The 25,707-nt window shown below is 34.5% G+C and carries 15 protein-coding genes; 3 read left to right on the plus strand and 12 right to left on the minus strand.

What is annotated here, in order from left to right; all coding sequences use genetic code 11:
• Positions 1-48: 48 nt before the first annotated feature.
• Positions 49-930, minus strand: a complete 882-nt coding sequence (gene dapA, locus GWR14_RS21910) for a 4-hydroxy-tetrahydrodipicolinate synthase (protein ID WP_163411283.1) — start codon at positions 928-930, stop codon at positions 49-51.
• Positions 931-946: 16 nt separating this feature from the next.
• Positions 947-1,444: a DUF6913 domain-containing protein gene (locus GWR14_RS21915; protein ID WP_246236367.1), complete on the minus strand. Its 498-nt coding sequence runs from the start codon at positions 1,442-1,444 to the stop codon at positions 947-949.
• A 62-nt stretch (positions 1,445-1,506) separates the two neighbouring features.
• Between GWR14_RS21915 and GWR14_RS21920 the strand changes: the two genes are divergently transcribed.
• The gene (locus GWR14_RS21920) at positions 1,507-2,286 is read left to right on the plus strand and encodes a 5'-nucleotidase C-terminal domain-containing protein (protein ID WP_163411285.1); all 780 of its coding nucleotides are present in this window, start codon (positions 1,507-1,509) and stop codon (positions 2,284-2,286) included.
• Positions 2,287-2,340: 54 nt separating this feature from the next.
• A complete protein-coding gene (locus tag GWR14_RS21925) occupies positions 2,341-3,252 on the plus strand; it encodes a bifunctional metallophosphatase/5'-nucleotidase (protein ID WP_163411286.1) in 912 nt (303 codons plus the stop codon).
• Here GWR14_RS21925 and GWR14_RS21930 read toward each other — a convergent pair.
• The 9 genes from GWR14_RS21930 to rpsF all read right to left on the minus strand — a co-directional run bounded on the left by GWR14_RS21930 (position 3,242) and on the right by rpsF (position 22,368).
• Entirely contained in the window at positions 3,242-3,922 is a 681-nt protein-coding gene (locus tag GWR14_RS21930) for a hypothetical protein (RefSeq protein ID WP_163411287.1), read from the minus strand. The two genes, GWR14_RS21925 and GWR14_RS21930, sit on opposite strands and share 11 nt — an antisense overlap.
• Positions 3,909-5,915, minus strand: coding sequence for an NAD-dependent DNA ligase LigA (gene ligA, locus GWR14_RS21935; protein WP_163411288.1), 2,007 nt, complete (start codon positions 5,913-5,915; stop codon positions 3,909-3,911). The genes GWR14_RS21930 and ligA overlap by 14 nt, the downstream gene beginning before the upstream one ends.
• A gap of 243 nt (positions 5,916-6,158) precedes the next feature.
• The gene (locus GWR14_RS21940; RefSeq protein ID WP_163411289.1) at positions 6,159-8,093 is read right to left on the minus strand and encodes an OmpA family protein; all 1,935 of its coding nucleotides are present in this window, start codon (positions 8,091-8,093) and stop codon (positions 6,159-6,161) included.
• Between the two features lie 11 nt (positions 8,094-8,104).
• Positions 8,105-9,037 (minus strand): PorP/SprF family type IX secretion system membrane protein, encoded by a 933-nt coding sequence (locus tag GWR14_RS21945; protein ID WP_163411290.1) that lies wholly within the window; start codon positions 9,035-9,037, stop codon positions 8,105-8,107.
• 47 nt (positions 9,038-9,084) lie between these two features.
• A complete protein-coding gene (locus GWR14_RS21950) occupies positions 9,085-19,332 on the minus strand; it encodes an Ig-like domain-containing protein (protein WP_246236368.1) in 10,248 nt (3,415 codons plus the stop codon).
• A 1,281-nt stretch (positions 19,333-20,613) separates the two neighbouring features.
• Entirely contained in the window at positions 20,614-21,087 is a 474-nt protein-coding gene (locus GWR14_RS21955; RefSeq protein ID WP_163411292.1) for a DUF6495 family protein, read from the minus strand.
• Positions 21,088-21,217: 130 nt separating this feature from the next.
• A complete protein-coding gene (rplI, locus tag GWR14_RS21960) occupies positions 21,218-21,658 on the minus strand; it encodes a 50S ribosomal protein L9 (protein WP_163411293.1) in 441 nt (146 codons plus the stop codon).
• A gap of 66 nt (positions 21,659-21,724) precedes the next feature.
• Complete coding sequence (gene rpsR, locus GWR14_RS21965; RefSeq protein ID WP_007138295.1) at positions 21,725-22,021, minus strand: 30S ribosomal protein S18; 297 nt, start codon at positions 22,019-22,021, stop codon at positions 21,725-21,727.
• Between the two features lie 5 nt (positions 22,022-22,026).
• Entirely contained in the window at positions 22,027-22,368 is a 342-nt protein-coding gene (gene rpsF, locus GWR14_RS21970; RefSeq protein WP_035634940.1) for a 30S ribosomal protein S6, read from the minus strand.
• 179 nt (positions 22,369-22,547) lie between these two features.
• Between rpsF and GWR14_RS21975 the strand changes: the two genes are divergently transcribed.
• Positions 22,548-23,246, plus strand: a complete 699-nt coding sequence (locus GWR14_RS21975; RefSeq protein ID WP_163411294.1) for a LytR/AlgR family response regulator transcription factor — start codon at positions 22,548-22,550, stop codon at positions 23,244-23,246.
• Here GWR14_RS21975 and priA read toward each other — a convergent pair.
• Positions 23,243-25,693 (minus strand): replication restart helicase PriA, encoded by a 2,451-nt coding sequence (gene priA, locus GWR14_RS21980; protein ID WP_163411295.1) that lies wholly within the window; start codon positions 25,691-25,693, stop codon positions 23,243-23,245. The two genes, GWR14_RS21975 and priA, sit on opposite strands and share 4 nt — an antisense overlap.
• Between the last annotated feature and the right edge of the window lie 14 nt (positions 25,694-25,707).

Raw genomic sequence — 25,707 nt, forward strand, 5'->3', positions numbered from 1 at the left:
GCTACTACAAAATATTTTTTAGCATAATAAAACGCAAGTATTTTTACTTTATTTTAATGCTTCTTTCACAAATTTATTCAATCGGTCAGCTAATGATTCATCAACAGAAACCAATGGTAAACGAACAGTATTATCTGCAATTCCTAAAGCCTGAAACACATGTTTGATTCCCGCAGGATTTCCCTGTTCAAAAATCATATCAATACAATCAGACAAGAAGTATTGGGTTTTGAAAGCTTCATTTACTTTTCGGTTCAGACCTAAACGAATCATTTCTGAAAATTCTTTTGGAAATCCCTGACCAATAACTGATATAACTCCTGCTCCACCGGCCAAAACCATTGGCAAAGCAATCATATCATCGCCTGAAATTACAAGAAAATCTTTTGGTGCGTTTTTAATCAGCTGCAGAGCCTGAGCCATATCACCGGCTGCCTCTTTTATCGCTACAACATTCTTAAAGTCATTTGCAAGACGAATAACTGTTGCCGGAGCCATATTGCTTGATGTTCTTCCGGGAACATTATATAAAATTACCGGAACAGGAGAAGCTTCTGCAATAGCTTTAAAGTGCTGATAAATTCCTTCCTGTGTAGGTTTATTATAGTAAGGGGAAACAGAAAGAATAGCTTCAAATGCTGAAAAATCCCTGTTTTTTAATTCTTCAACAATCTGCAACGTATTATTGCCTCCAACTCCAAGAACCAAAGGCAATCTTCCATTATTAACTTCAATAACAGTATTAATAACTAACTCTTTTTCGGTTTGCGTCAATGTCGCATTTTCTGCGGTTGTCCCCATAACAACAAGATATTCAACTCCTCCGTCTATCGAAAAATTAACGATTCGGTGCAAAGCTTCTATATCAATTGAAAAATCTTTTTTAAATGGAGTAACAAGGGCAACACCAGTTCCTATTAATGATTGCATATTCTAAATTATATTTTTATTTTATACTTCTTAAATACTTAAACAATTCGAAAACGAAAAGTTTATAATCTTCTAAAGCTGTATTTATCATCCAACGATTTATATTTTTATCAATGGAGGCAAATCCTACCTTAAATTTAGCTTTTGATTGATTCGTAATCAGTTTCAAAACAGGCTTCTGAACATCATAATAACTAATCAAAAGATCAAATTCTGTCTCTATAAATTCAGTCAAAAAAGGTGTTTTAACACTCCCGTTCCAGTCTACATGCTTTTTTCCAAAAGCGGGAAACGAGTATTCCTTTTTATCCTTAAATTTATTTCTGTATACAACAATTTTAATTTTATCAGAATTAATTCCGTTTAAAACCAATTCTTTTATCAACGCTTTTGAATGCCTGAAATCACTTTCATCAATCAATAAGCCAATTGTTTGTATATTACGGGTAAAGACTTCTTTTTTTACATTATGTAAATTATTTTTTAATGTTTTTTTTATGAAAAAATCCTTCAAATAATTTAAAAACATACTACTTTTACCAGATTACAAAATTAATTATTTAAGTCGCATTTAAGATGGTAAAACTAAAAAAGTATAACGGATTTTTAAAACTTTTTGTTATATTCTTAACACTTTTTTTCATATTCTCATGCAGTCAAAAGAATTACAACTTAACTAAGATAGAAGGAAAACAACTTCCGGTTACTGAAAAGGACAGTCAGACTCCTGAGATTGAAAATTTTATCAAACCTTATCGTGATCATATCAATAAGGATTTAGACAGCGTCTTAGCTTATTGCCCTGAAACACTTGATAAAAGCACCGGAAAATGGCAAACTAGTATTGGAAACCTAATGGCTGATATTTGTTTACAAAGGGGAAATCAGGTTTTTAAAACCCGTGAGAAAAAAGACATCGATTTATGTTTTTTAAATCATGGCGGAATAAGAGCTATATTGCCAAAGGGAAATGTGACTACAAGAACTGCTTTCGAGATTATGCCTTTTGAAAACAATTTGGTCGTACTGGCATTAAAAGGCGATCAGATTCTGGAAATGACTGCTTATATAATTAAAGAGAAAAAACCTCATCCCTTGGCAGGAATGACTTTTTCCATTTCGAAAGACAATACTGCTAAAAATATTCAAATTCAGAGAAAACCACTTGATGCTAATAAAACGTATTATGTTGCTACTAACGATTATTTAGCAAATGGTGGTGACAGCATGAACTTTTTTCTCAAAGCTATTCAGAAATATGATCTGAATTATAAACTTCGTAACGTATTAATCGATTATTTTAAAGACGTAGATACGATTCCGGTTCCAAAAGACATCAGAATCACCGAAGAATAATTTAGACTCAAATTCAAAATAAAAATCCAGGCGTTTTTGCAAAACACACACACAATGAAAAGAAGAGAATTTATCGAAAAAACCGCTGCAAGTACCGCTTTATTAAGTTTAGGCTTATCATTGAGCAGTTTTGAAACTAACGATATAAAACATCTTACCGTTCTGCATACCAATGATGTGCACAGCCATATAGATCCTTTTCCTGCCGATGATCCACGTAATCCTAATAAAGGAGGAGTATCACGCCGTGCTGCACTCATTGAAAGCATCCGAAAAGAAAATCCAAATGTGCTTTTATTAGATGCCGGGGATATTTTTCAGGGAACTCCTTATTTTAATTATTATGGAGGTGAGCTTGAATTTAAACTAATGAGCATGATGAAATATGATGCTTCAACAATTGGAAATCATGATTTTGACAATGGTGTTGACGGGCTGTATGCTCAAATGCCGCATGCTACGTTTGAATTCATCAATTCCAATTATGATTTTAAAAACACAGTCATGAACGGACTTGTTAAACCGTATAAAATTTTCAATAAAAACGGAATTAAAGTTGGTGTTTTTGGATTAGGAATAGAACTTGAAGGGCTGGTTGACAAAAAAATGTACAAAGAAACAGTTTACAATAATCCTGTAGAAATTGCCCAGGACATGACTCAATTGCTAAAGAAAGAAGAAAAATGCGATCTTGTTATCTGTCTTTCACATTTAGGCTATAAATACAAAGATGACGCTACAAAAATTTGCGATTTGAAATTAGCAGAATTAACTCAGGATATCGATTTAATTATTGGCGGACACACTCATACTTTTTTAGATAAACCTACCATTGTAAAAAACAAAGCGAGCGAAGATGTTTTGGTTAATCAGGTAGGATGCTACGGAATAAATTTGGGCCGAATCGATTTTTATTTCGATAAAAATAAATCACATACGAATCAGGGAAAATCAATTATCGTCTAATTCTCTTTTTTCCTGAGTTTACAAAGTATTTTGACATAAAAAAGTAAGCCAGAATTTGGGTTACATCACAAATTAGCACTAATACTAAGGAATAAGACGATTTATTGAAAATAAAAAACATATCAGAAATAATAAAACAAGTGACCATTAATGTCATAAGTAAAGTCACATACGAACCTCTCGTTATATAATTTGTATAACAGATAAATCCTAAAACACTTAAAACAACACCATATAAAGTGTATAAAAAATGATACTTATTCATTTTTTCAAACTGCAGACTCAGAACAGAACATAATAAATAAACAATCAGAACTACTACCAAAATTATTGGCAACATGTCATTCTTTTTTAATCTGATTCTTTCGTAATCGCTGACTATTGTTTTAATAAGCAATAAATACACAAATAAAAAGCATATCATGGATCCTTCATCTGAGATTTCTACATTCATGATATGAAATACTTCTCCGACAAAACACAATATGTAAATTAGAATTTGGTATTTATTGATTTTAAAGTTATTTGACGAGTAGAAGTAAAAGAAAACCGATGGCACAACAATAGATTTCATACAAACAGTAAGATAATCGTATTGAAGAATATCAAACACAATTGTAAAAAAAAATGCTATCGAAAAAAGAATAAGTGAAGGTCTACTCGGTTTCATTCAGTTTATTTATAAATTCTTCCTCTGATAATATTGGAATGTTTAATTTATTTGCTTTCTCTAATTTGGCTGGCCCCATATTGTCTCCCGCAACAACAAAATCTGTTTTTGCAGAAATGGAGCTTCCAACTTTTCCTCCGTTATCTTCTATGGTTTTCTTTAGTTCATCTCTTGAAAACTGAGCAAAAACACCAGAAACGACAAATGTTTTTCCGACAAATTTTTCAGTCGCATCAGGATTTATCTTTTCAACGATTTCAAACTGAACACCATAACTTTTTAAGCGTTCAATTATTTTTTGGTTCTCTTCATTCTCAAAAAACTCAATTACACTTTTTGCAATTCGTTCTCCAATTTCATCCACTAAAATCAAATCCATTATTGAAGCCTTACTTAATGCGTCAATATTTTTGTAATGTCTGGCTAATTTTTTAGCAACTGTTTCTCCCACAAAACGGATTCCAAGTGCAAACAAGACGCTTTCAAATGGAATTTCTTTGGATTTTTCAACACCATTTACCAGATTTTCAGCAGATTTTTGTGCCATTCTTTCTAAATCCAAAAGATCTTCTACCTTTAATTCATACAAATCAGCATAATTGTGAACCAAATCATTTTTAAAAAGCAAGGCAACTGTTTCTCCACCAAGTCCTTCAATATCCATGGCTTTTCTTGAAATATAATGCTGGATTCTTCCTATAATTTGTGGTGGACATCCATAGAAATTAGGACAGTAATGATTTGCTTCGCCTTCATTTCTAACTAATTCTGTCTCACATTCAGGGCAATCTGTGATATATGTTGTGACTTCTGAATTTTCAGGACGTTGTTCCAAATCAACAGCGATAATTTTCGGAATGATTTCACCTCCTTTTTCTACAAAAACAGTATCATTTATTCGAATATCTAATTTTTCGATTTGATCAGCGTTATGCAAAGAAGCTCTTTTTACAATAGTACCAGCCAACTGTACCGGTTCTAAATTTGCAACCGGAGTAATAGCCCCTGTACGCCCAACCTGATAAGAAATCGACTTTAATTTAGTAGAAACCTGTTCTGCTTTAAATTTGTAAGCTATCGCCCAACGTGGTGATTTTGCGGTATAACCTAATTCTTCCTGATGGCGGTAACTGTTTACTTTTACAACAACACCATCAGTTTCATAAGGCAATTTATGACGATGCGTATCCCAATAATCAATAAAGTCGAAAACTTCCTGCATGTTATTGGCCAATTTTGCTTCGCTTGGCACTTTAAAGCCCCAGTCTCTTGCTGACTGTAATCCTTCAATTTGCGAAGAAAAAGGTAAATTATTACTTGTCACTGAATACAATAAACATTCTAAAGGTCGTTTAGCAACCTCAGCACTATCCTGCAGTTTTAAACTACCTGAAGCTGTATTTCTTGGGTTTGAATATGGTGTTTCACCAATTTCAATCAAATCCTGATTCATTTTTTCGAAACCTTTTAATGGTAAAATGATTTCGCCACGAATATCAAATTTATCAGGATAGTTTCCTTTTAATTTTAACGGAATTGATTTAATGGTTTTGATGTTATTTGTAACTTCATCACCCTGAAAACCATCTCCACGCGTCAAAGCCTGAACAAGTTTTCCATTTTCGTATGTAATGCTTATTGAAGCGCCATCGTATTTTAATTCGCAGGTATATTGCAAATCAACATTTCCCAGAACTCTCTGAATACGAGTTTCCCAATCCAACAAATCTTCTTTCGAATAAGAGTTATCCAGAGAATACATTCTGAACTGATGGGCAATGGTTTTAAAGTTTTTGGTAACCGTTCCTCCAACACGCTGAGTTGGGGAATGCTCATCAAAAAATTCAGGGTGTTTGTTTTCTAAATCCTGAAGTTCCTTTAATTTCAGATCAAAATCATAATCAGAAATCGTAGCGTCATCAAGTACATAATAATTGTAATTGTGCTGATTAAGTTCATTTCGTAAAGCCTGAATTGTCTCTTGAATACTCATAAAATATTAAAATAGTGCCGGTTGTAATTTAGAAAAACTGAATCTCAAAATTAGGATATTTTTATTGAAAAATATTAAAACCCAAAAGTTTTAAAAAATCAAAAATCAAGTTGCAAAATCATGCAACTTGATTTTCTTCTTGTCCATTATTCTTTAAAAGAATTTAAACAAAACCAACTTCCAAATGGTTTTACTTTCTACACTTTTAAAAGTGATAATCAAGAACCTAATAAACAACCAAATTTATTTTTGAATAATAATGAAATCCGAACGTCTGTTTAATAAATGTTCTTCTTCTGTACATTTTACACCATTTTTACATTTATTAATTAACCTGCTTTCCCCGTAACCAATCGCACTTTCTATCCTTGAAGCATCAATATTTTGTGAAATAATATAATCACGTGTCGATTTTGCTCTGTTGTCAGAAAGTTTCAGATTGTAAGAGTCTTTTCCTCGAGAGTCTGTATGTGATTCAATTTTAATACGGATGTTAGGGAATTTTTGCATTATAAAAACCACTTTAGTCAATTCTTCGATTGCCAAAGGAGTTATGTCATATTTGTCGTAATCAAAATAAATTGGTTTTACATCTACTTTTTCAACACCTTTTTTCTTTACAACCAAGTCATCATAATTGCTAAGTTCAAAATTGACATTTGGAATTTCTCCTTCGTTTTCTAATGTGGTTTCTACTGTTTTTTCATCACTGGCATAATTTGGCTTTGCTGCAATCATTTTAACAACTTTTCCGCATGGAACTGTTAAAGCATATTTGCCCTCAAAATTCGTTTTTGTTTCGCCAAGAATATCACTGAAAGAATTGTACCCCATAATTGTAACATCGGCAAGAGGTAATTTTGTTTTACGATCTACTGCAATTCCTGAAATCGTCTGATTGCAAACCGGGTCTTTTTTTGTAAAAGAATAAATATCGTCATCTCCTTTTCCTCCTTCTCTATTGGAAGATAAATAACCAAAATGACCTGTTTTGTCAATTATAAAAGCAAAATCATCTTTGTTACTGTTTATCGGAGCTCCCAGATTTTTTGGATCAGAAAAAATTCCGTCAGATAAAAATTTACTTTCGTAAACATCCAGATCTCCCCATCCGTAATGTCCATCTGAAGAAAAATAAAGTACTCCGTTACTAAAAAAAGGAAAAAGGTCATTACCAATAGTATTAATTTTTGGCCCTAAATTTACAGGAGAACTCATTGTTCCGTCAGCAGCAATTTTTACATAATACAAATCAGTTTCTCCATATCCACCCGGCATATCTGATGCAAAGAAAAGCCATTCTCCATCTTCACTTAATGAAGGATGACCAACTGAATATTCATCGCTGTTAAAAAATACTTTTTGTGGGTTTTCTAATTTATTATCGGTAATAGTACCTTTAATAATCTGAAAATTATTGGTTTTTGTTTCATCTACAACCAGTTTATTCTTTTTAACAATGTTTGTCGAATAATAAATTGTTTTGCCGCTGGCATCAAAAGTAGCGGTTGCCTCGTGATATTTAGTCATTACATTTGGCAAAAACACGCTTTCGTTGAACAGACTTCCATCAGCCTGATTTCTTTCGGCAACATATAAATTTAGGAATGGCTGATTATTCCAGGTATATAGCTTTTCGCTAAATTTAGTAGTATCCCTGGCAGAAGTGAAAACCACTTTTTCCTGAAAAAATGTTGCTCCGAAATCAGATTTACTGGTATTAATATCCAGATTTTTTATTTCGTAGAGAGATTTTACTTTAGATAAACTGTCCATTTGCTTTTTTTGAGCCAAATAGCGATTGATCTCGTTTTTATCTCCTTTTTTATCCAGATATTCTTTTGTAACCCTATTTGCTTCATCGTAATCCATTACGGCTTTCATGGACTGGATGTAGCGTAAATAGTAAATATCAGTTAAATTATTTCCCTGAGCTTCATATAATTTTCGATACCATTTAAGTGCATTTCTTGAATCAGAAATGAAATAATATGAATCGGCTGCATTCTTTAATGTTTGCGTCGAAGGTTTCTTTATGTTCTGCAAAATTTCTTCGTATGCTTTTGATGCATCAGCATACGAATAGTTTTTAAACAATGCATCGGCCTTTTTTAAATTTGTCTGAGCAAAACAAACCGTAAAGCTCAAAACCAGACTTAAGATATATAGTTTTTTCATAAGGTTCATTTTTAGAAGAATCTAGGTGATTTGATTTTGCTTTGATTTTTGTTAAACTGATATTTCAGAATGATTTCGTGCGAACCATCATTATACTTATTCAATTCACTTACTGTGTAATCAAAAGCGTATCCGATATAAAAGCTTCGTGATATTTGAAAACCTGCAAGAATACTTACAGAGTCATCGGTACGATAAGCACCTCCGATTACAAATTTTTCATAAAGCATAAAGTTTGCAGAAACATCAGCTGTAAGCGGAGCTCCACTCACGGCTTTAACTAAAAATGCAGGTTTGAATTTTAAATTCGGATTCAAATCAAACACATATCCTCCCATAAAATAATAATGCAGACGATCATAATTTATAGATTCCTGAACATCATCATAATAATCATTTTCGATAAAACTAGGAATTGAAAATCCTAAATACCATTTGTCTGTATAATAATAAACCCCTGCCCCAATGGCTAACTTCATCTGATTATCAATATTTTGATTCAGAAGAACATCATTTGGGTCATAGTATCTTCCTTTTGTCCAGTCGATATTCAACATTCGCATTCCGGCTTTTAAACCAAAGGCAAGTCTTTTTTCATAACCTAATGCCAATGAATAAGAGAAGTTTCCATCAAGGTACAATTCGTCGGAAGGACCAATTTTATCATTAACAACACTTAATCCCAATCCAACCTTTTCGTTTCGAAGCGGTGCATGAATCGAAAAAGACTGTGTTTGAGGAGCTCCTGAAATTCCTACCCATTGTGAACGGTGTAAAAGTGTAGCTTCCAGAACGCCGGTAGACCCGGCATAAGCCGGATTTACCGCCATCGTGTTATACATGTATTGTGTGTACTCCGGATCCTGTTGTGCCTTTGCACTAAATGTGATTATAGAACATATTATGATTAAATACGATTCTAATGATTTTATATATAGTTTCATAACGATACTTATTTAGTTTTAATTAATTAGATGATTAATAACGGTGCTTATCTCATTATAGATAACCATCCTTTTTTAACTTTTCCGTCTCCAATTTCTATTACATAAAAATAAGTACCGGTTGGCAGCATATCTCCTCTGTTTATAACTCCGGATACATTGGCAGTACCGTCCCAATCGTTTTCATAACCTCTTTTGCTGTAAACCAAAGCACCATATCTGTTAAATACTTTCAATTCATTGTTTGGATATGATTCGATACAATCAATTCTGAAAAGATCATTTGATCCATCATTATTTGGCGTGAATTCATTGTAAACCGTTAAACAAATTGGTTCTACCGAAGCTGAAGCTGAATTGTTTGTCGGATCAACATCTAAAGGAGTTGAAATTTCGATAGTTGCTACATTTAAATAGTTACCATTTGGCAATACAATCACTCTAACTTCAAGCGTTTCACTTTCTCCCGGATTTAAAGTTGGAATTGTCCAGATCTGAGTTGCAGGATCATATACTCCGGTAGTTGTAGAAGACGAAACTAATTCATATCCGCTTGGAATTAACTCACTAACAAGTGTGTTAAGAATAATACCCTGACCTACATTATTTACAGTTATTGTAAAGGTTACCTCATCACCAAAATTAGGAGTTGGATTACTAACTGTATTGGTTATTGTAAGATCAGAACATGTTGCTACTGTTACATTTAATATTTTTGTAGTAGTTTCATCACATATATTGATATAAGTTACCGAAACTGTTCCCGGACCAATATCAGACCATGAAATTGTTGCAGTTCCATCAGCAGTTCCTCCTCCGGATGTTATTGTTCCGTTAGTAACAGACCATACATAATTTGATTTTCCGTTGGCTATTGAATACGTTACTCCCTGAAAAACACATGGTGTATCGTCTGTTGAAGTTATTTGATACAATGCATCATTTTCAAAACTAACCGCTATTGCTAAACGTGTTGCATTTGTACAGCCATTTGTTATATTACTAAGCAATGTAGCGTAATAAGTTGTGGCTGTAAGCGCTGTATTTGCTGCTAATGGTACTCCTCCTGTTGGATTGCTGTACCAAACTACATTTGTCTCATTTACCTGAATATCAGCAATGGTTGGTGTTTTTGATAAACAGAATTTTTGCGATGTATTTGTAGTTGTAACCATACCAGGAGTATTTACATTTACTGTAACTATCAATCGTACAGGATTTTCACATCCTATTGTACTTGAAATAGCTCCATAATATAAACCTGTAGCTAAAGGTGTTATTGAGGCTAATGCCGTTCCGCCACTTGGATTACTGTACCAAACTACGTTCGCTTCATTTACCTGAATATTAGCTACTGTTGGTGCATTTAATGAACAGAAGTTTTGTGTCGCAGAGTTTGTAGTAGGTGTTGCAGTCGGATTATTAATCGTAACACTTACCTGCAATCTTGTACTGCTCTCGCAACCAGTCATCGGATTCAAAATAACTCCATAGTAAATTCCGTTTATTAAAGCTGTTGTTGGCGCTAATGGTGTTACTCCTGTTAATGTGCCATACCAAACTACATTCGCTTCATTTACCTGGATATTGGCAACCGTTGGTGAATTAGCAATACAGAAATCTTGTGTGTTATCTGTAGTTGTTGGCGTAGCCGGATTGGTTACAGTAACAGTAACCTGTAATCTGACAGCACTTTGACAACCTGTTATTGGATCTAGAATAGCTCCATAATAAATACCGTTTGCCAAAGCGGTTGTCGGAGCAATAGCTGTTGTACTGGTTAGAGAATTGTACCAAACTACATTGGCTTCATTTACCTGAATACTCGCAACTGTTGGTGCATTTACTAAACAGAAATCCTGTGTATTGTCTGTAGTAGTTGGTGTACCAGGATCATTTACAGAAATAGTCACCTGCAAACGAACTGAACTTTGACAACCTGTTACAGGATCTAAAATAGCTCCATAATAAATGCCGTTCACTAAAGCGGTTGTTGGTGCAATAGCTATTGTACTGGTTAGTGAGTTATACCAAACTACATTCGCTTCATTTACCTGAATACTGGCAACTGTAGGTGCATTCACTAAACAGAAATCCTGTGTATTGTCTGCTGTAGTCGGTGTTAATGGATCAGTAACTGTTATAGTAACTTGTAATCTTATTGCACTTTCACAACCTGTTACAGGATCTAAAATAGCTCCGTAATAAATACCGTTTGCCAAAGCGGTTGTCGGTGCAATCGCAGTAGTACTGGTTAATGAATCATACCAAACTACATTGACTTCATTTACCTGAATACTGGCAACAGTTGGTGCATTTACTAAACAGAAATCCTGAGTATTATCTGCTGTAGTCGGTGTACCAGGATCATTTACAGAAATAGTTACCTGCAAACGAACTGCACTCTCACAACCTGTTACAGGATCTAAAATAGCTCCGTAATAAATGCCGTTTACTAAAGCGGTTGTCGGTGCAAGCGCTGTTGTACTGGTTAAAGAGTCGTACCAAACTACATTCGCTTCATTTACCTGAATATTAGCTACCGTTGGCGCATTAACCAAACAGAAATCCTGTGTATTATCTGCTGTAGTAGGTGTACCAGGGTCATTGATGGTAGCAGTAACTTGTAATCTAACTGCACTCTCGCAACCTGTTACAGGATCTAAAATAGCTCCGTAATAAATACCGTTTGCCAAAGCAGTTGTCGGTGCAATCACTGTTGTGCTGGTTAAAGAGTCGTACCAAACTACATTGGCTTCATTTACCTGAATACTGGCAACAGTCGGTGCATTTACCAAACAAAAATCCTGTGTATCGTCTGTCGTAGTTGGTGTGCCAGGATCATTGATGGTAGCAGTAACTTGTAATCTTACAGCACTTTCACAACCTGTTACAGGATCTAAAATAGCTCCGTAATAAATGCCGTTAGCCAAAGCGGTTGTCGGTGCAATAGCTGTTGTACTAGTTAATGAATCATACCAAACTACATTCGCTTCGTTTACCTGAATACTGGCAACCGTAGGTGCATTTACTAAACAGAAATCCTGTGTATTGTCTGTAGTAGTTGGTGTACCAGGATCATTTACAGAAATAGTTACCTGCAAACGAACTGCACTCTCACAACCTGTTACAGGATCTAAAATCGCTCCGTAATAAATGCCGTTTGCCAAAGTGGTTGTCGGTGCAATCGCAATAGTACTGGTTAGTGAATCATACCAAACTACATTGGCTTCATTTACCTGAATACTGGCAACAGTTGGTGCATTTATTAAACAGAAATCCTGTGTATTGTCTGCTGTAGTCGGTGTACCAGGATCATTTACAGTAATTGTAACTTGTAATCTCACTGAACTTTCGCAACCTGTTATTGGGTCTAAAATCGCTCCGTAGTAAATTCCGTTTGCCAAAGCGGTTGTCGGTGCAATTGCTGTTGTACTTGTCAATGAATTATACCAAACAACATTAGCTTCATTCACCTGAATATTGGCAACCGTTGGTGCATTTACTAAACAGAAGTCCTGAGTGCTGTCTGTGGTAGTCGGTGTACCCGGATCATTGATGGTAATAGTAACCTGTAAACGAACTGAACTTTCGCAACTTGTTACAGGATCTAAAATAGCTCCGTAATAAATACCGTTTGTCAAAGCAGTTGTTGGTGCAATCGCAGTAGTACTGGTTAATGAATTATACCAAACTACATTGGCTTCATTTACCTGAATACTGGCAACAGTTGGTGCATTTATTAAACAGAAATCTTGTGTACTGTCTGTGGTGGTCGGTGTACCTGGATCATTAATAGTAATGGTAACTTGTAATCTCACTGCACTTTCGCAATTAGTTATCGGGTCTAAAATAGCTCCGTAATAAATTCCGTTTGCTAAAGCGGTTGTCGGTGCAATTGCTGTTGTACTTGTCAATGAATTATACCAAACAACATTAGCTTCATTTACCTGAATATTGGCAACCGTAGGTGCATTCACTAAACAGAAATCCTGTGTATTGTCTATAGTCGTCGGTGTACCTGGATCATTAATAGTAATGGTAACTTGTAATCTCACTGCACTTTCGCAATTAGTTATCGGGTCTAAAATAGCTCCGTAATAAATTCCGTTTGCTAAAGCGGTTGTCGGTGCAATCGCAGTAGTACTGGTTAGTGAATCATACCAAACTACATTGGCTTCATTTACCTGAATACTGGCAACAGTTGGTGCATTTACTAAACAGAAATCTTGTGTATCGTCTGTAGTAGTCGGTGTACCTGGATCATTTACAGAAATAGTTACCTGCAAACGAACTGAACTTTCACAGCTTGTTACAGGATCTAAAATAGCTCCGTAATAAATGCCGTTTGTCAAAGCAGTTGTTGGTGCAATCGCAGTAGTACTGGTTAATGAATCATACCAAACTACATTGGATTCGTTTACCTGAATATTAGCAACTGTTGGTGTATTCACCAAACAGAAATCTTGTGTATTATCTGTTGTAGTTGGTGTATCCGGATCATTTATTATTACAGTTGCTGTCTGAAGTGTACCTGCAATATTTTCACAAGTTGTATCACTTGAAACCCCAACATAATACGTAACAGGACTCACAGCGCGAGTTAAACCTGTTACCGTTAAAACTCCTGTAGAACTTATGGTATATGTTACACCGCTTATAGTTCCATTTGTTATAGGCTGAGTTTTATTTGCATCAAAATACCAATAAAACACCTTATTTGTTAATGTACTTGTAGGTGTTAAGACTGCCGGAACATTATGACAAACTACCGCATCATCTACTAAAATATCATTTTGATTCGATGGAGGCAATATAGTAAAGGTAATTTGTTTTCTGTCTGCTTCTGCAGTTTCACAAAACTCATCTGAACTAACTCCTACAAAATAAGTGTAAGTCCCTGGAGTCAATCCATTTCTAATTAACTGACTCGTTGTTTCACCTGCAATTAACTGACTCGTTGTTCCGTCAAAATTATACCAATAATAAATTGGGTTTGTCAATGATGGAGTTCCACTTAAACTTGTATTTAAAGTCACTGTTCCTGTTGGAGAACAAATCGAAGTGTCCACTCCTCCATTAAGAGTAATGTTTGTTAAAGCATTTTCAGGACTTGAAGCTCTGACTTCAACAGTAACTTCTCCTCTTGATAAAGCTTCACAATTATAGCGTACCGGTTGCACATAATATTTATAAATCCCGGCTGCTAATGTCGAAGGAACTGTAAAAGTAATTCCATTAGCTACAACAGAACCACCAATAGGCGAATCGTACCATATATAATTTGAACAGGCATCTGTTGGAATCTGAAGTGTAACATCTGTTCCCGGACAAACCGTTATTTTGTTATCAGGATCGCTTCCAATTACTTTCGTATTTGCTACACGTTCAACTGTATGAACTCTAAGAAAATCTAAAACTCCCGCAACACCGCCAAAACGAATTCTTACGCGGTCATATGCTTCTGGCAGTGAGGAAACAAGTACCATTGACATTGTATTTCCTGGCAATAGTCTTATACTTAATAATGTACTATTGTTTTGAATTGGAGCACCAACAGCAACATTTCCTAAATAACGCTGAATACTAAATCCGGTCAATAAATTAACGTCTAAAAGAGTCCCCGGTTTAGAAACCACAAGTCTTAAAGTATCACTTACAATTGATGGAGTTTTAAATGTAACCGTTAAATCAGCTGCAGCAAGAACTCCCGCACCACTATACATTGTTGCATAGGTAGAAACATCATTATCAGCTACATTCCATGCATCGCTCACTCCAACTGTGGAAGTTAAAGCTCCTATTGGCAGTCCTAAATCTGTTGCTCCATAAAATACATCCTGAATATCACCCGGAGTACAGGCCACTGTTGAAACTTTTTTAGTATAATAAGCATCGAACACTTTTGTGTTTTGAATAACACTCAAAAGTGCCCCGGATATTACTCTGATTCCGTCGTAATCTTGTGGTCCGGAGCCATTTGAAGGAACAAAAGTAAACTCATATGATTTTTCTCCCGGTAATAAATTTAAAAACGCTCCTGAAACAGGTATCATTGTTCCAATATCAACTCCGCTTTTAGTTCCAATTACCGATAAACCTTGTGCAACAGCCAATAGACTGTATTCAGCTCCCAGCTTAACAGTGACCGGTGTTCCTTTTGCTATGTTAGCTGGCCAGGTCAAATTCTGCCAGGTAGTACCTACTCCTAAAAGACCTACACCTGTCGTTATTGTAGAATAAGTTTGCATATTTCCGTCAATGGCGTTAGTTGGATCAGCTACTCCACCTGTTACAATTGAACCCGAACTTTGCCCGGTTGCATACACTCTTTCAGTTAATAATTGACAACTATTTGGATCTATAACATTGATCGTTATTGTTGCTGAAGTTGAACAATTAAGAGCACTTGTAGCCACTACTGTATAAGTATAAATTCCCGGAGTATTTAAAACTCCTGTTGTAAATACCGGACCTGTCAAAGCATTTCCCTGAGGGTCAAACCATGCTAATGTCCCATTTGATGTTGCATTTAGCAAAACATTCGTACCTGCATTTACTGATAAGAAAGGTGTTGCAACAACCAAACTTGGTAACGGGTTAACAGAAACAGTTACCGGCAACTTTCCAGATGGACATGTAACACCGTTACCTTGAGCCTGAATTGAGTAAACACCACTTGTATTTATATTAGCTGCAGCAGCTGCAGGTAAAATATTGTCTGAAGGGTCATAGAAAATATAAGTTGTATTTCCTGTTGTATCAAAACCTGTTATAGCATTAGCCAGATTTACTGTTCCACAACCTTCCAAAGTAGTACCAATTACAGTTAAAGGTGTAACTGATGGAGAGTTAACCGTTACTTGTTTCAGTGTATTAATAGCATTTTCACAAGTAACAGCATTAACAACAGATACATAATAATTATAAGATGGCACTGCTGAACTTAGACCATTAATTGTTAATGCCCCTGTTGTTGAATTTTTAGAGAAAGTTACTCCCGGCTGTGCAACAACTGTAGAACCGGTTATAATTTCCTGTGTTTTATTTTGATCAGTATAATATTTGAATTGCGCTCCAACTAAAGCTGATGTTGGGGATAGAACAACACTTCCGGAGCAAGAAGCTTCTAATGGAGTATTAATAGTTACGTCTGCAGCAGTTGCAAATGGTGATACTGTTACAGTAACAGGCTGACGAACACTATTTATACAAGTTCCATCACGTGTTGCTTCTACATAATAAGTTGTTGTTGCTGTTAAAGCCGGTGTTGTATATGTTGCTACAGAAGAAAGTTCCGTTCCTGCACTTGCAGCATCATACCATTTAAATGTTTCTCCGGCTACACTTGAAGTGGCTGCTAAATTAGCTGTTTGGCCGCTACAAATTGGAGATGTGGCTCCAGTAATTACAGCATCTTTAAATCTATATGAAGCTCCATAAATATCTAAATTTGTTAATAAAGTAACCAATCCTCCCAATCGAATTTCAACTTTATTAAATGTTGCTGTTGCTGTAAAACTTGCTTTAAATCTATCTCCGGATAATAGCTGTAAGCTCAACAAATTATCAGTAAGAAAGTGTCTGTCATTGTTATAAGTTACTCCATTATAGGTTGCTAAACTAATTCCGCCTAATAATGACACATCAGCCAATCCTCCGGGCAATTCTAATTCAACATCTATAATATCTCCTGCCTGGCCCGTTGTTGGAAAAGTTACTACTTGTTCAACATAGGCACCAGCTATTCCTGCAACTGTAGAAAGTCTGGTAAATGTACTTGGATTTGTATCAACAGATCCTCCGGGATCAGTAAAACTACACAAAACACACAATAAACCCGGATCTAAAGTTGTAACTTGTGAATTAGCCTTTAAACAGCTGCTTGCTGAATTATTTATCAAAACATTAATCGCTGTTCTGGCACTGCTTGTACAACCTGATGTGATACCTCTCGCAGTCACATAGTAGGTTTTATTTAACGTTAAAGCTGGCGTTGTGTAGATATTGGTTCCCGTTGCCAGAGCAGTTCCATTCGTTGGTACATCATACCAGTCAAATGTCACGTTCGAATCTGGGCTTGATACCTGCAAAGCAACACTCTGTCCTGACTGAATAACAACATTTGACGATGCTGCAATTGGTGCCGCAGGTAATGGATTTACAGTTACTGTTACAGAAGTACGTGTTGCACTCACACAGCTTCCTATTGAGGCTTCAACAAAATAATTTGTATTAGCAGTTAAATTTGGCGTTACAAAAGAAGTACCTGTAAAAACTAAATTTCCTGCAGTAGCTGCATCATACCATCTGTAAATAGTACCTACAACAGGCGCCTGAATATTTAATGTAGTAGTCTGACCACTACAAATTGTTGTACCCGCAGCACCGATAACAGGAGCTATAGGATTGTCAATTGATATCAACACAGGAAAACGCACACTATTGACACAGCCATTTCTGGTTATTTCTACATAATAAGTAGTTGGAACCGTCAAAGCAGGAGTTGTATAAGAAGTGGTACTTGCCAAAGAAGTTCCTCCAGAAGCTACATCAAACCAATTAATAGTTTCACCAACTCCAATATTAGCAGTTATAGTTGTTGTTTGTCCGCTGCAAATAGTTCTATTAGCTAAACCCGCTGGGGATTTATATCTGTAAGTTGCCTGATAAATATCTAAACTGGTCAATACTGCTGCCAAGCCTCCTAATCGAATCTCAACACGATCAAAAGCTGCTCCTGCCTCGACACTTGCTTTAAAACGATTTCCGGATAATAATTGCAACGTTACCAGAGAATTATTAATTAAAACTCTATCATTATTATAAGTTGCTCCATTATAAGTTGCCAAACTAACAACACCTAAAAGAGCAACATCTGCTAATCCGCCTGGTAATTCTAATTCAACATCAACAATATCTCCTGCTCTTCCAGGGTTATTGAATTGTAATGTTTGCTGAATCCATCCGTTTATTAAACCAACAGGAACTGTTAGTCTTGTAGCTGTTGCAGAATTTCCGTCAACAGAATTATTCGGGTTTGTTACACCACACAATAAACATAAACCGTTTTGAAGTGTTTGTTGACTACCAGCTTCTAAACATCCTCCCAATGCTGATGGTATAACATTCACCACTACTGGAACTCTTGCACTAACACAATTCCCTGTGGCACTTTGACTTTCAACATAATATGTTTTTGAAGCAGTCAAAATCGGTGTAGTAAATGTTGGTGAATTGACTGCAATTGCAGATCCCCCACTGGCAACATCGTACCAATTCAGCGTAACACCTGCCTCAGAAGTAGTAGCATTCAAAGTGGCGTTTTGACCAGACTGAATGGTGACACTTTGAGTTAAAACCGTTGGAACAGAAGGTATAGCTGTCGAAATCACATCAACCTGAGTTCTTGCCGGACTCAAACAACTTCCTATCGCAGCCTCAACATAAAAACTTGTCGTACCTTGAGGAACTGTTGGCGAAAAAGTATTTCCTGAAGCTAAAGAAACCCCGTTTGATGCTACGTTATACCAATTATAAGTGGTTCCCGGTATTGGATTTACTACAGATAATGTAGTTTGCTGTGTTGCTCCTGAAGAACATATAGAAGTTCCTGAAGCACTTATCACTGGTGCGACAGGATTAGATACATTAATTTGTACCGGAATGCGATCACTGCCTTCACAGCCCACAGCTCTCGTAACTCCTAAATAATATGTAGTATTAACCGTTAAATTTGGAGTAGTATAACTATTTCCTGTTACCAATGGTGTTGTTGAAGTTGCAGAACTATACCATGCAAGTGATGTCCCGGCTACAGGAGTTGCTGATAAATTTAAAGAATTTCCAGAACAAACAGTTTGCGTTAAACCATTAGTAACGGTAGGTTTAGCAAAATCAAGCCTTACATCATACACTCTTAAATTCACCAATAAACTAAGAAGTCCTCCTACCTGAATTCTCACTTGATTTGTATCACCTGGCAATGTATATCGTATTACGGCTATTTCATTCCCTGGTAATAATTGAAGATTTAATAGTCCGTTATTTAACGCCACCGGATCATCTACATTTGCTCCCGAAAGTTTTGCCTGAATTGTCGCATTTGATAATAGACTCAGGTTCAGCAATCCTGATCCTGTTCCAAAATAAATTACAATTTGATCACCAGCTTTCGCAGTTTGATTAAAAGTCAATGTTTCTTGTGCAAAACAAGCTAAACCAAGTACATTGCTTATTTCAGCAAAAGTACTCATACTTGTGTCAAATGCATCATTTGGATCTGTCACGCTCATACCTGCACATAAAAGGCCGCCCGTACTATTAGTTTGCGAGATCGGCCTACATACATTTTGAGCAAAAGAATTTGAAAATAAAAGCAAAAAAAACATTGCTCTTAATAATCCCTTCTGGAAGCTGAGATTAAGAATTTGTAATTTTTTTTTCATAATTTGGAAGATTAGAAAATGGACAATAGAAACCATGTTGCAAAAAGACATTATTATCTTATGCAATTTTAAAAAATCAAAAATCAGTCAATTAAAAACCAAGCTCTAATACAAAAAGTTGAGCTTAATCTAAATTTTAAAAAAATAAAATAGTAACAAAAGAGCACTTTTATTGATAAATAAAAAGCGTCTTAAACATTTGCAGAAGAATGAACTCTATCAAACTTCAAAAAAGGAGTGATTTGTTTTTAGGTTAAGTTGAAATAAGAAATTCCCTTTCTAAGTATGTTGTGTAATTATATTTATAGTAAGTTGATTATGCTTTCTATAAAAAACAATTTTTAAAGTTTGGATACAACAACTTCAAAATATATTTTTCCGTAGTAAAAATTAAATGAGAGGATTTCCATGCCAACAAAGTTGTCAATTGGGGTAAGGAATTAAAAATAAATTACAGACGTAATTTTTCAATCTATAGAAAATTTTTAATATGTGAATAAACTTAATTGAACATAAGTTTATAAAAGCTAAAATAATCGAAATACTGAATGCAAACCTGACGAAAGTAAATATTAAGTCCATAAGCAACCATTTAAATAATTATTATAAAAATTTCATATTAATTCTAAATAAGATCAAAATAAAGACTTCATTTATTTTTTGGGGTAGTAAAATGAATCAGTTTTTTGAAAAGGCGAAAACATTTTGTTTAATCTTAACAATCTAAAATTAGAAAAAAATAAAATACAAAACAAACAAAAAAATATTATTTTTTTAAATTTCAAAATAAAAACGCCTTTAAAAAGCATATAAACATCATAAAAAGCATGTTATTGAAGACAAATAATATTTACAAAAATGACAAAAAAAAATCTATTTAATCATGATTCAAACTCTAAAATAGATTAAAAACACCTATAAAAATTACAAAATGGATTATTTTTACAAAATCAAAAACAAAAACCAACCCTATTAAATCAATAAAAACAAGTTTTCAATATTATAGAAAAAGTAAATAAAACGTGAACATATAATCCAAAATAAAAGATTAAACAAAAGTTAAAATAAAAAAAAGACAAAACACTTGTTATTAGCATTTTATCTTTTTAAGCTATAATTTGTATAAATTTATGATTCTATGATAGAATTTATCTGCTTAAACAATTGTCCGTCACTCAAAAAAGCTCCTTGCTGAATCAACTCAAAAATAGAACAATTACGATCTTCTGTAAAAACCTTTTTCCCTGTCTTCATTTCAATCGTATCTGTAAACATATTATCACTTAACCACTGCAAACCTTCTTTAGTCAAAAAATCAGTTTCCGGAACTAATGATTTCAGAACAATAGATTGCACATGCGTTTCAAAACACTGAAATAAAAATATATGGTTTTTAGAGAAATGTTCCAAAAATTCTGCTCTGGACAAAACACCTTCCCAAATTAAATCTGAAAAAACATCTAATTCCTGCTCAGCAACTTCAGGTTTGTTTATTTTAAGAGAATCCCATTCAGCTTTATCAATTGCCTGAGTTGCCAAGAAACTGGCAAATTCAGCATGCAGTTCATCAAATTGCTCTTTTGTTAATCTTGCGTATTTCATTTATAGATTTTTTTTTAATTATAAGCTACGGACAAAATTTCATCCTAATGTCAGTTGCATTCATATAATATGTTCATAAACAAAAAAATCCCGATTTGCATCGGGATTTTTATAAAATAATTTTAAACTATTACTTTTCAGCAATAATTTCGTATGGTAAATCTACAACAACATCTCTGTGTAAACGGATGCTTGCAGAATATTTCCCTGTACGTTTTACGATACCGCTTGAGATAAATTTTCTATCAATAGCGTTACCTGATTTCTCTAAAGCTTCTGCAATATCAATATTTGTGATAGAACCAAAAAGTTTCTCTCCACCAGCTTTTGCAGTAAGTTTAATTTCAAGAGCTTTCAAAGTTTCAGCTAATGATTTAGCATCAGCAATAACTTTAGCTTCTTTGTGTGCTCTTTGTTTTAGGTTTTCAGCTAAAACTTTTTTAGCAGAAGGAGTTGCCAAAACAGCAAAACCCTGAGGAATTAAAAAGTTACGACCATAACCAGGTTTAACAGATACTACATCATCTTTAAATCCTAAGTTCTGTACGTCTTGTTTTAAAATAAGTTCCATGTTGTTGTCCTTATATTTTAGAAGTTAGGTTCTGCTTTAACAGAAACCAGCGACTAGAGTTTTTAATTATTTTAATAAATCGGCCACGTATGGCATTAAAGCTAAGTGACGAGCTCTTTTTACAGCTACAGACACTTTTCTTTGGTACTTCAAAGAAGTTCCTGTTAAACGACGAGGAAGAATTTTTCCTTGCTCATTAACGAATTTCAATAAGAAATCAGCATCTTTATAATCGATATATTTGATGCCTGATTTTTTGAAACGACAATACTTTTTAGTTTTGTTAGTTTCTATATTCAAAGGCGTAAGATATCTGATATCTCCGTCTTTTTTTCCTGAAGCAGATTGTTGTAATGTTGCCATGATAATTAAGCTTTTTGAGATTTAAGTTTTGCTCTTCTTCTTTCAGCCCAAGAGATAGCATGTTTGTCAAGACTTACAGTTAAGAAACGCATAACTCTTTCGTCACGTCTAAATTCAGTTTCGAAAGCTACAAGAACTTCTCCAGCAACTTTGAACTCAAATAAGTGATAGAATCCACTTTTTTTGTTTTGAATTTCGTAAGCCATTTTTTTAAGGCCCCAATCTTCTTTCGATACCATTTCAGCTCCACGACTAGTAAGAAAATCTTCAAATTTGCTTACTGTTTCCTTTACCTGAACTTCAGATAAAACGGGATTTAAAATGAAAACAGTTTCATAATGATTCATAAATACAGTATTTAATTTATTAAAATTGGGTGCAAAAGTAACCATTATTTCTGAAAAAACAATACTTTTTTTCTTTTATTCGTTGAAAAGCAAAAAACAGACGTTCTTTTTAGTTTTCTTTCCAAAAAAGTAATACATTTACTTATGCTATCCTGAATTTATTTAAAATTTAAACTCTTATGAAACTAAACTGTGTTGTTGTAGATGATAGTTCTATACAGAGGGCAATTATTGCAAAATTAGTTAACAATCATCCGGGATTGCACTTGGTAGGAGACTTCTCAAATGCAATCGAAGCGAAAAGTTGTATCTCTCTGAATAATATAGATTTAATTTTTTTAGATATTGAAATGCCTGTTATCAACGGATTTGATTTTCTTGATGGTTTAAAATCAAAACCGCAAATTATATTTATTACTTCTAAGGCTGAATATGCGTTAAAAGCTTTTGATTATGATGCAACTGATTATCTACAAAAACCTATAGCTGTTGACCGTTTTAACGCTTCGGCAAAAAGAGCTATCGACATGCACCTTCTTAAAAAAGAAGTAAAAGAAGAAGAAGGCGAACATATTTTTATCAAAAGCAATCTGAAAAAACTGAAAATTTTTACAGCGAAAATCAAATGGATTGAGGCATTTGGAGACTATGTAAGAGTCGTAACAGAAGATGACAGTAATTTAGTGCTTTCAACTATGAAATCTTTTGAAAACGATTTATCAAAAGAGAAATTCATCCGCGTCCACAAATCATACATTATTAATATTGATAAAGTGGAACGCTTTAACAGTAAATTTGCTGAAATCGGCATTACTAAAATTCCGCTGAGCCGAAACAAAAAAGAAGATCTGGTAAGAGCATTATCAACATCATCTTAATAAAAATCAACATTTACCGTTAACTTTATAGCTCTGTACTGAGCCACCGTCTCAAAACTATTCAGCATTTTCTGAATAGTTTTTTTTGTGCTCCCTAATGGCATATTTTGCGGAATTTTAATCAAAATTGCCCGAATGTATTCATTCCTAATTCTGTTGATAGCAGGTTCTTCAGGTCCTAAAACCGGCAGATTTAAATTCTGACTTAAAACCTTATACATCCACATTGAACCTTCCTTCAATTTATCATACTCTCGATGTTTCAGTGTTAGCTTTATAATTCTGAAATAAGGTGGGTATTTATAAATCTGCCTATCATATAACTGCTCCTTATACATACCTATATAATTATGGTTTGTAACCTGCTGAATTGTATTGTGATTCGGGTTATAAGTCTGAATAACAGCTTTTCCTTGTTTTTCAGATCTTCCGGCTCTTCCCGCAACCTGAGTCATCATTTGAAAACTGCGTTCAAAGGCTCTAAAATCAGGATGATGTAACATATTATCAGCATTCATAATTCCAACCAGACTGACATTCTCAAAATCCAGTCCTTTGGCTAACATTTGGGTTCCTACCAAAATATCAATTTCACGATTTTTGAAATTATCTATGATTTTTTCAAAACCAAATTTACCCCGCGTAGTATCCTGATCCATTCTGGCTGTTTTTGCTTTTGGAAAAAGTGTCAACAACTCCTGCTCTATTTGTTCAGTTCCAAAACCTTTTGTAGTCATATCAATACTCGAACAGTTGTGACAATTAGTAGGTTTTGCAATAGAATAACCACAATAATGACATCTCAGCTGATTCTTATGTTTATGATACGTCAAGCTCACATCGCATTGTTGGCAATGAGGCACATGACCGCATCGTAAACATTCCATAACAGGAGAATATCCTCTTCTGTTTTGAAACAAAATAACCTGCTCGCCCAAAGACAAAGCCTCTGCGATTTCTTCAATCAAAAAATCACTAAAATGCCCTGTCATTCTTTTTCTAAAATGTTTGTCCTTTAAATCAACCAAAACCACTTCAGGCAGTCGGACATTTTTATAACGCTCGCTAAGAGTTACCAATCCGTATTTATCAGTTTGGGCATTAAAATAGGTTTCAATACTTGGTGTTGCCGAACCTAATAACACTTTTGCTTTATGAAAATTAGCCAAAACAATTGCTGCATCTCTTGCATGAAATCTTGGCGCAGGATCTGTCTGTTTAAAAGTCTGCTCATGTTCTTCATCAACGATTAACAATCCTAAATCATTAAAAGGCAAAAACAAAGCCGACCTGGCTCCTATTACAATTTGTGCTTTTGGTAAATTTTCAAGCGTTTGTTTCCAGACTTCCACTCTTTCATTATTACTGTATTTCGAATGAAAAACAGCTACTTTATCTCCAAAGTAAAGACGCAGGCGGAAAACCAACTGTGTTGTAAGTGCAATTTCAGGAAGCAGATACAAAACCTGTCTTCCTGTTTGCAGATATTCTTCAATCAGCTTAATATAGATTTCAGTTTTTCCACTCGAAGTCACTCCATGAAGCAGACAAACTTCCTTCTGAGTAAACTTATCTTTGATTTCATTAAAAGCATTTTCCTGTGCTTCGCTCAGTTTCAGTTCATTTTCTGATTTCTCTCCTTTAAACAAAACCCGATCCTGCTGTAAAAAATATTCTTCAAAAATTTCTTTTTCAATTAATGATTTTACAACCGCTGATCCTGCATTCGAAGCTTCTATAAGTTTTTTTACCGTAATTGGCTTTTTTTCTGAAGCGCTGATCTGGAAATAAGTTAAAACAATTTCTTTTTGCTTATTAGCATTTTTCAGCACCATTAACAATTCTTCCAGACCACTACCGGATTCATATTTAGAATGCAGTCTCACATAACGCACCAACTTGGGTTTGTAAGTTTCTTTTATTTCTTCTTCTAAAAAAATAATATCCTTTGCTATTAATTTTTGAAGAATCGGAAGTATATTTTTTCTGTTTAAAATAGAAGCTATTTCCTGAACTTTCAACGAACTTTGGTGCTGCAAAGCTTCATAAATCAAAAATTCATCATCTGAGAGTTCGCTGTCATTTACAGCAACATCAGGTTTATGCGAAATAATTGTTTCGCTTTCCAAAAGCAATCCGCTTGGAAATGCACCACGATAAACATCTCCAATCCCACACATATAGTAGTCCGCAACCCAAAGCCAGTGTTTGATCTGGATTTCTGTTGCAATAGGCTTTTCGTCTAAGATCTGATGAATTTCTTTGGCTTCATATAAAGTTGGAGCATTTTCATGAACATCCAAAACAAGTCCCGTGTATATTTTACTCTTACCAAAAGGTACCGCTACCCGCATTCCTTTTTTTATAAAATGGTATTCAGCTTCAGAAATTCGATAAGTGAATGTCTTAGCTAAAGAAAGCGGTAAAATAACTTCAATGAAATGCATGGAATATTTTTATA

It is taken from the genome of Flavobacterium ajazii (genome assembly GCF_010614725.1).
GTDB classification, from domain to species: domain Bacteria; phylum Bacteroidota; class Bacteroidia; order Flavobacteriales; family Flavobacteriaceae; genus Flavobacterium; species Flavobacterium ajazii.

Excerpts from the sequence above, each read along its gene's own strand:
- dapA (WP_163411283.1), bottom strand. The coding sequence starts at position 930 with ATGCAATCATTAATAGGAACTGGTGTTGCCCTTGTTACTCCATTTAAA.
- GWR14_RS21920 (WP_163411285.1), top strand. The coding sequence starts at position 1,507 with ATGGTAAAACTAAAAAAGTATAACGGATTTTTAAAACTTTTTGTTATA.
- GWR14_RS21925 (WP_163411286.1), top strand. The coding sequence starts at position 2,341 with ATGAAAAGAAGAGAATTTATCGAAAAAACCGCTGCAAGTACCGCTTTA.
- GWR14_RS21930 (WP_163411287.1), bottom strand. The coding sequence starts at position 3,922 with ATGAAACCGAGTAGACCTTCACTTATTCTTTTTTCGATAGCATTTTTT.
- ligA (WP_163411288.1), bottom strand. The coding sequence starts at position 5,915 with ATGAGTATTCAAGAGACAATTCAGGCTTTACGAAATGAACTTAATCAG.
- GWR14_RS21940 (WP_163411289.1), bottom strand. The coding sequence starts at position 8,093 with ATGAAAAAACTATATATCTTAAGTCTGGTTTTGAGCTTTACGGTTTGT.
- GWR14_RS21945 (WP_163411290.1), bottom strand. The coding sequence starts at position 9,037 with ATGAAACTATATATAAAATCATTAGAATCGTATTTAATCATAATATGT.
- GWR14_RS21950 (WP_246236368.1), bottom strand. The coding sequence starts at position 19,332 with ATGAGCGTGACAGATCCAAATGATGCATTTGACACAAGTATGAGTACT.
- GWR14_RS21955 (WP_163411292.1), bottom strand. The coding sequence starts at position 21,087 with ATGAAATACGCAAGATTAACAAAAGAGCAATTTGATGAACTGCATGCT.
- rplI (WP_163411293.1), bottom strand. The coding sequence starts at position 21,658 with ATGGAACTTATTTTAAAACAAGACGTACAGAACTTAGGATTTAAAGAT.
- rpsR (WP_007138295.1), bottom strand. The coding sequence starts at position 22,021 with ATGGCAACATTACAACAATCTGCTTCAGGAAAAAAAGACGGAGATATC.
- rpsF (WP_035634940.1), bottom strand. The coding sequence starts at position 22,368 with ATGAATCATTATGAAACTGTTTTCATTTTAAATCCCGTTTTATCTGAA.
- GWR14_RS21975 (WP_163411294.1), top strand. The coding sequence starts at position 22,548 with ATGAAACTAAACTGTGTTGTTGTAGATGATAGTTCTATACAGAGGGCA.
- priA (WP_163411295.1), bottom strand. The coding sequence starts at position 25,693 with ATGCATTTCATTGAAGTTATTTTACCGCTTTCTTTAGCTAAGACATTC.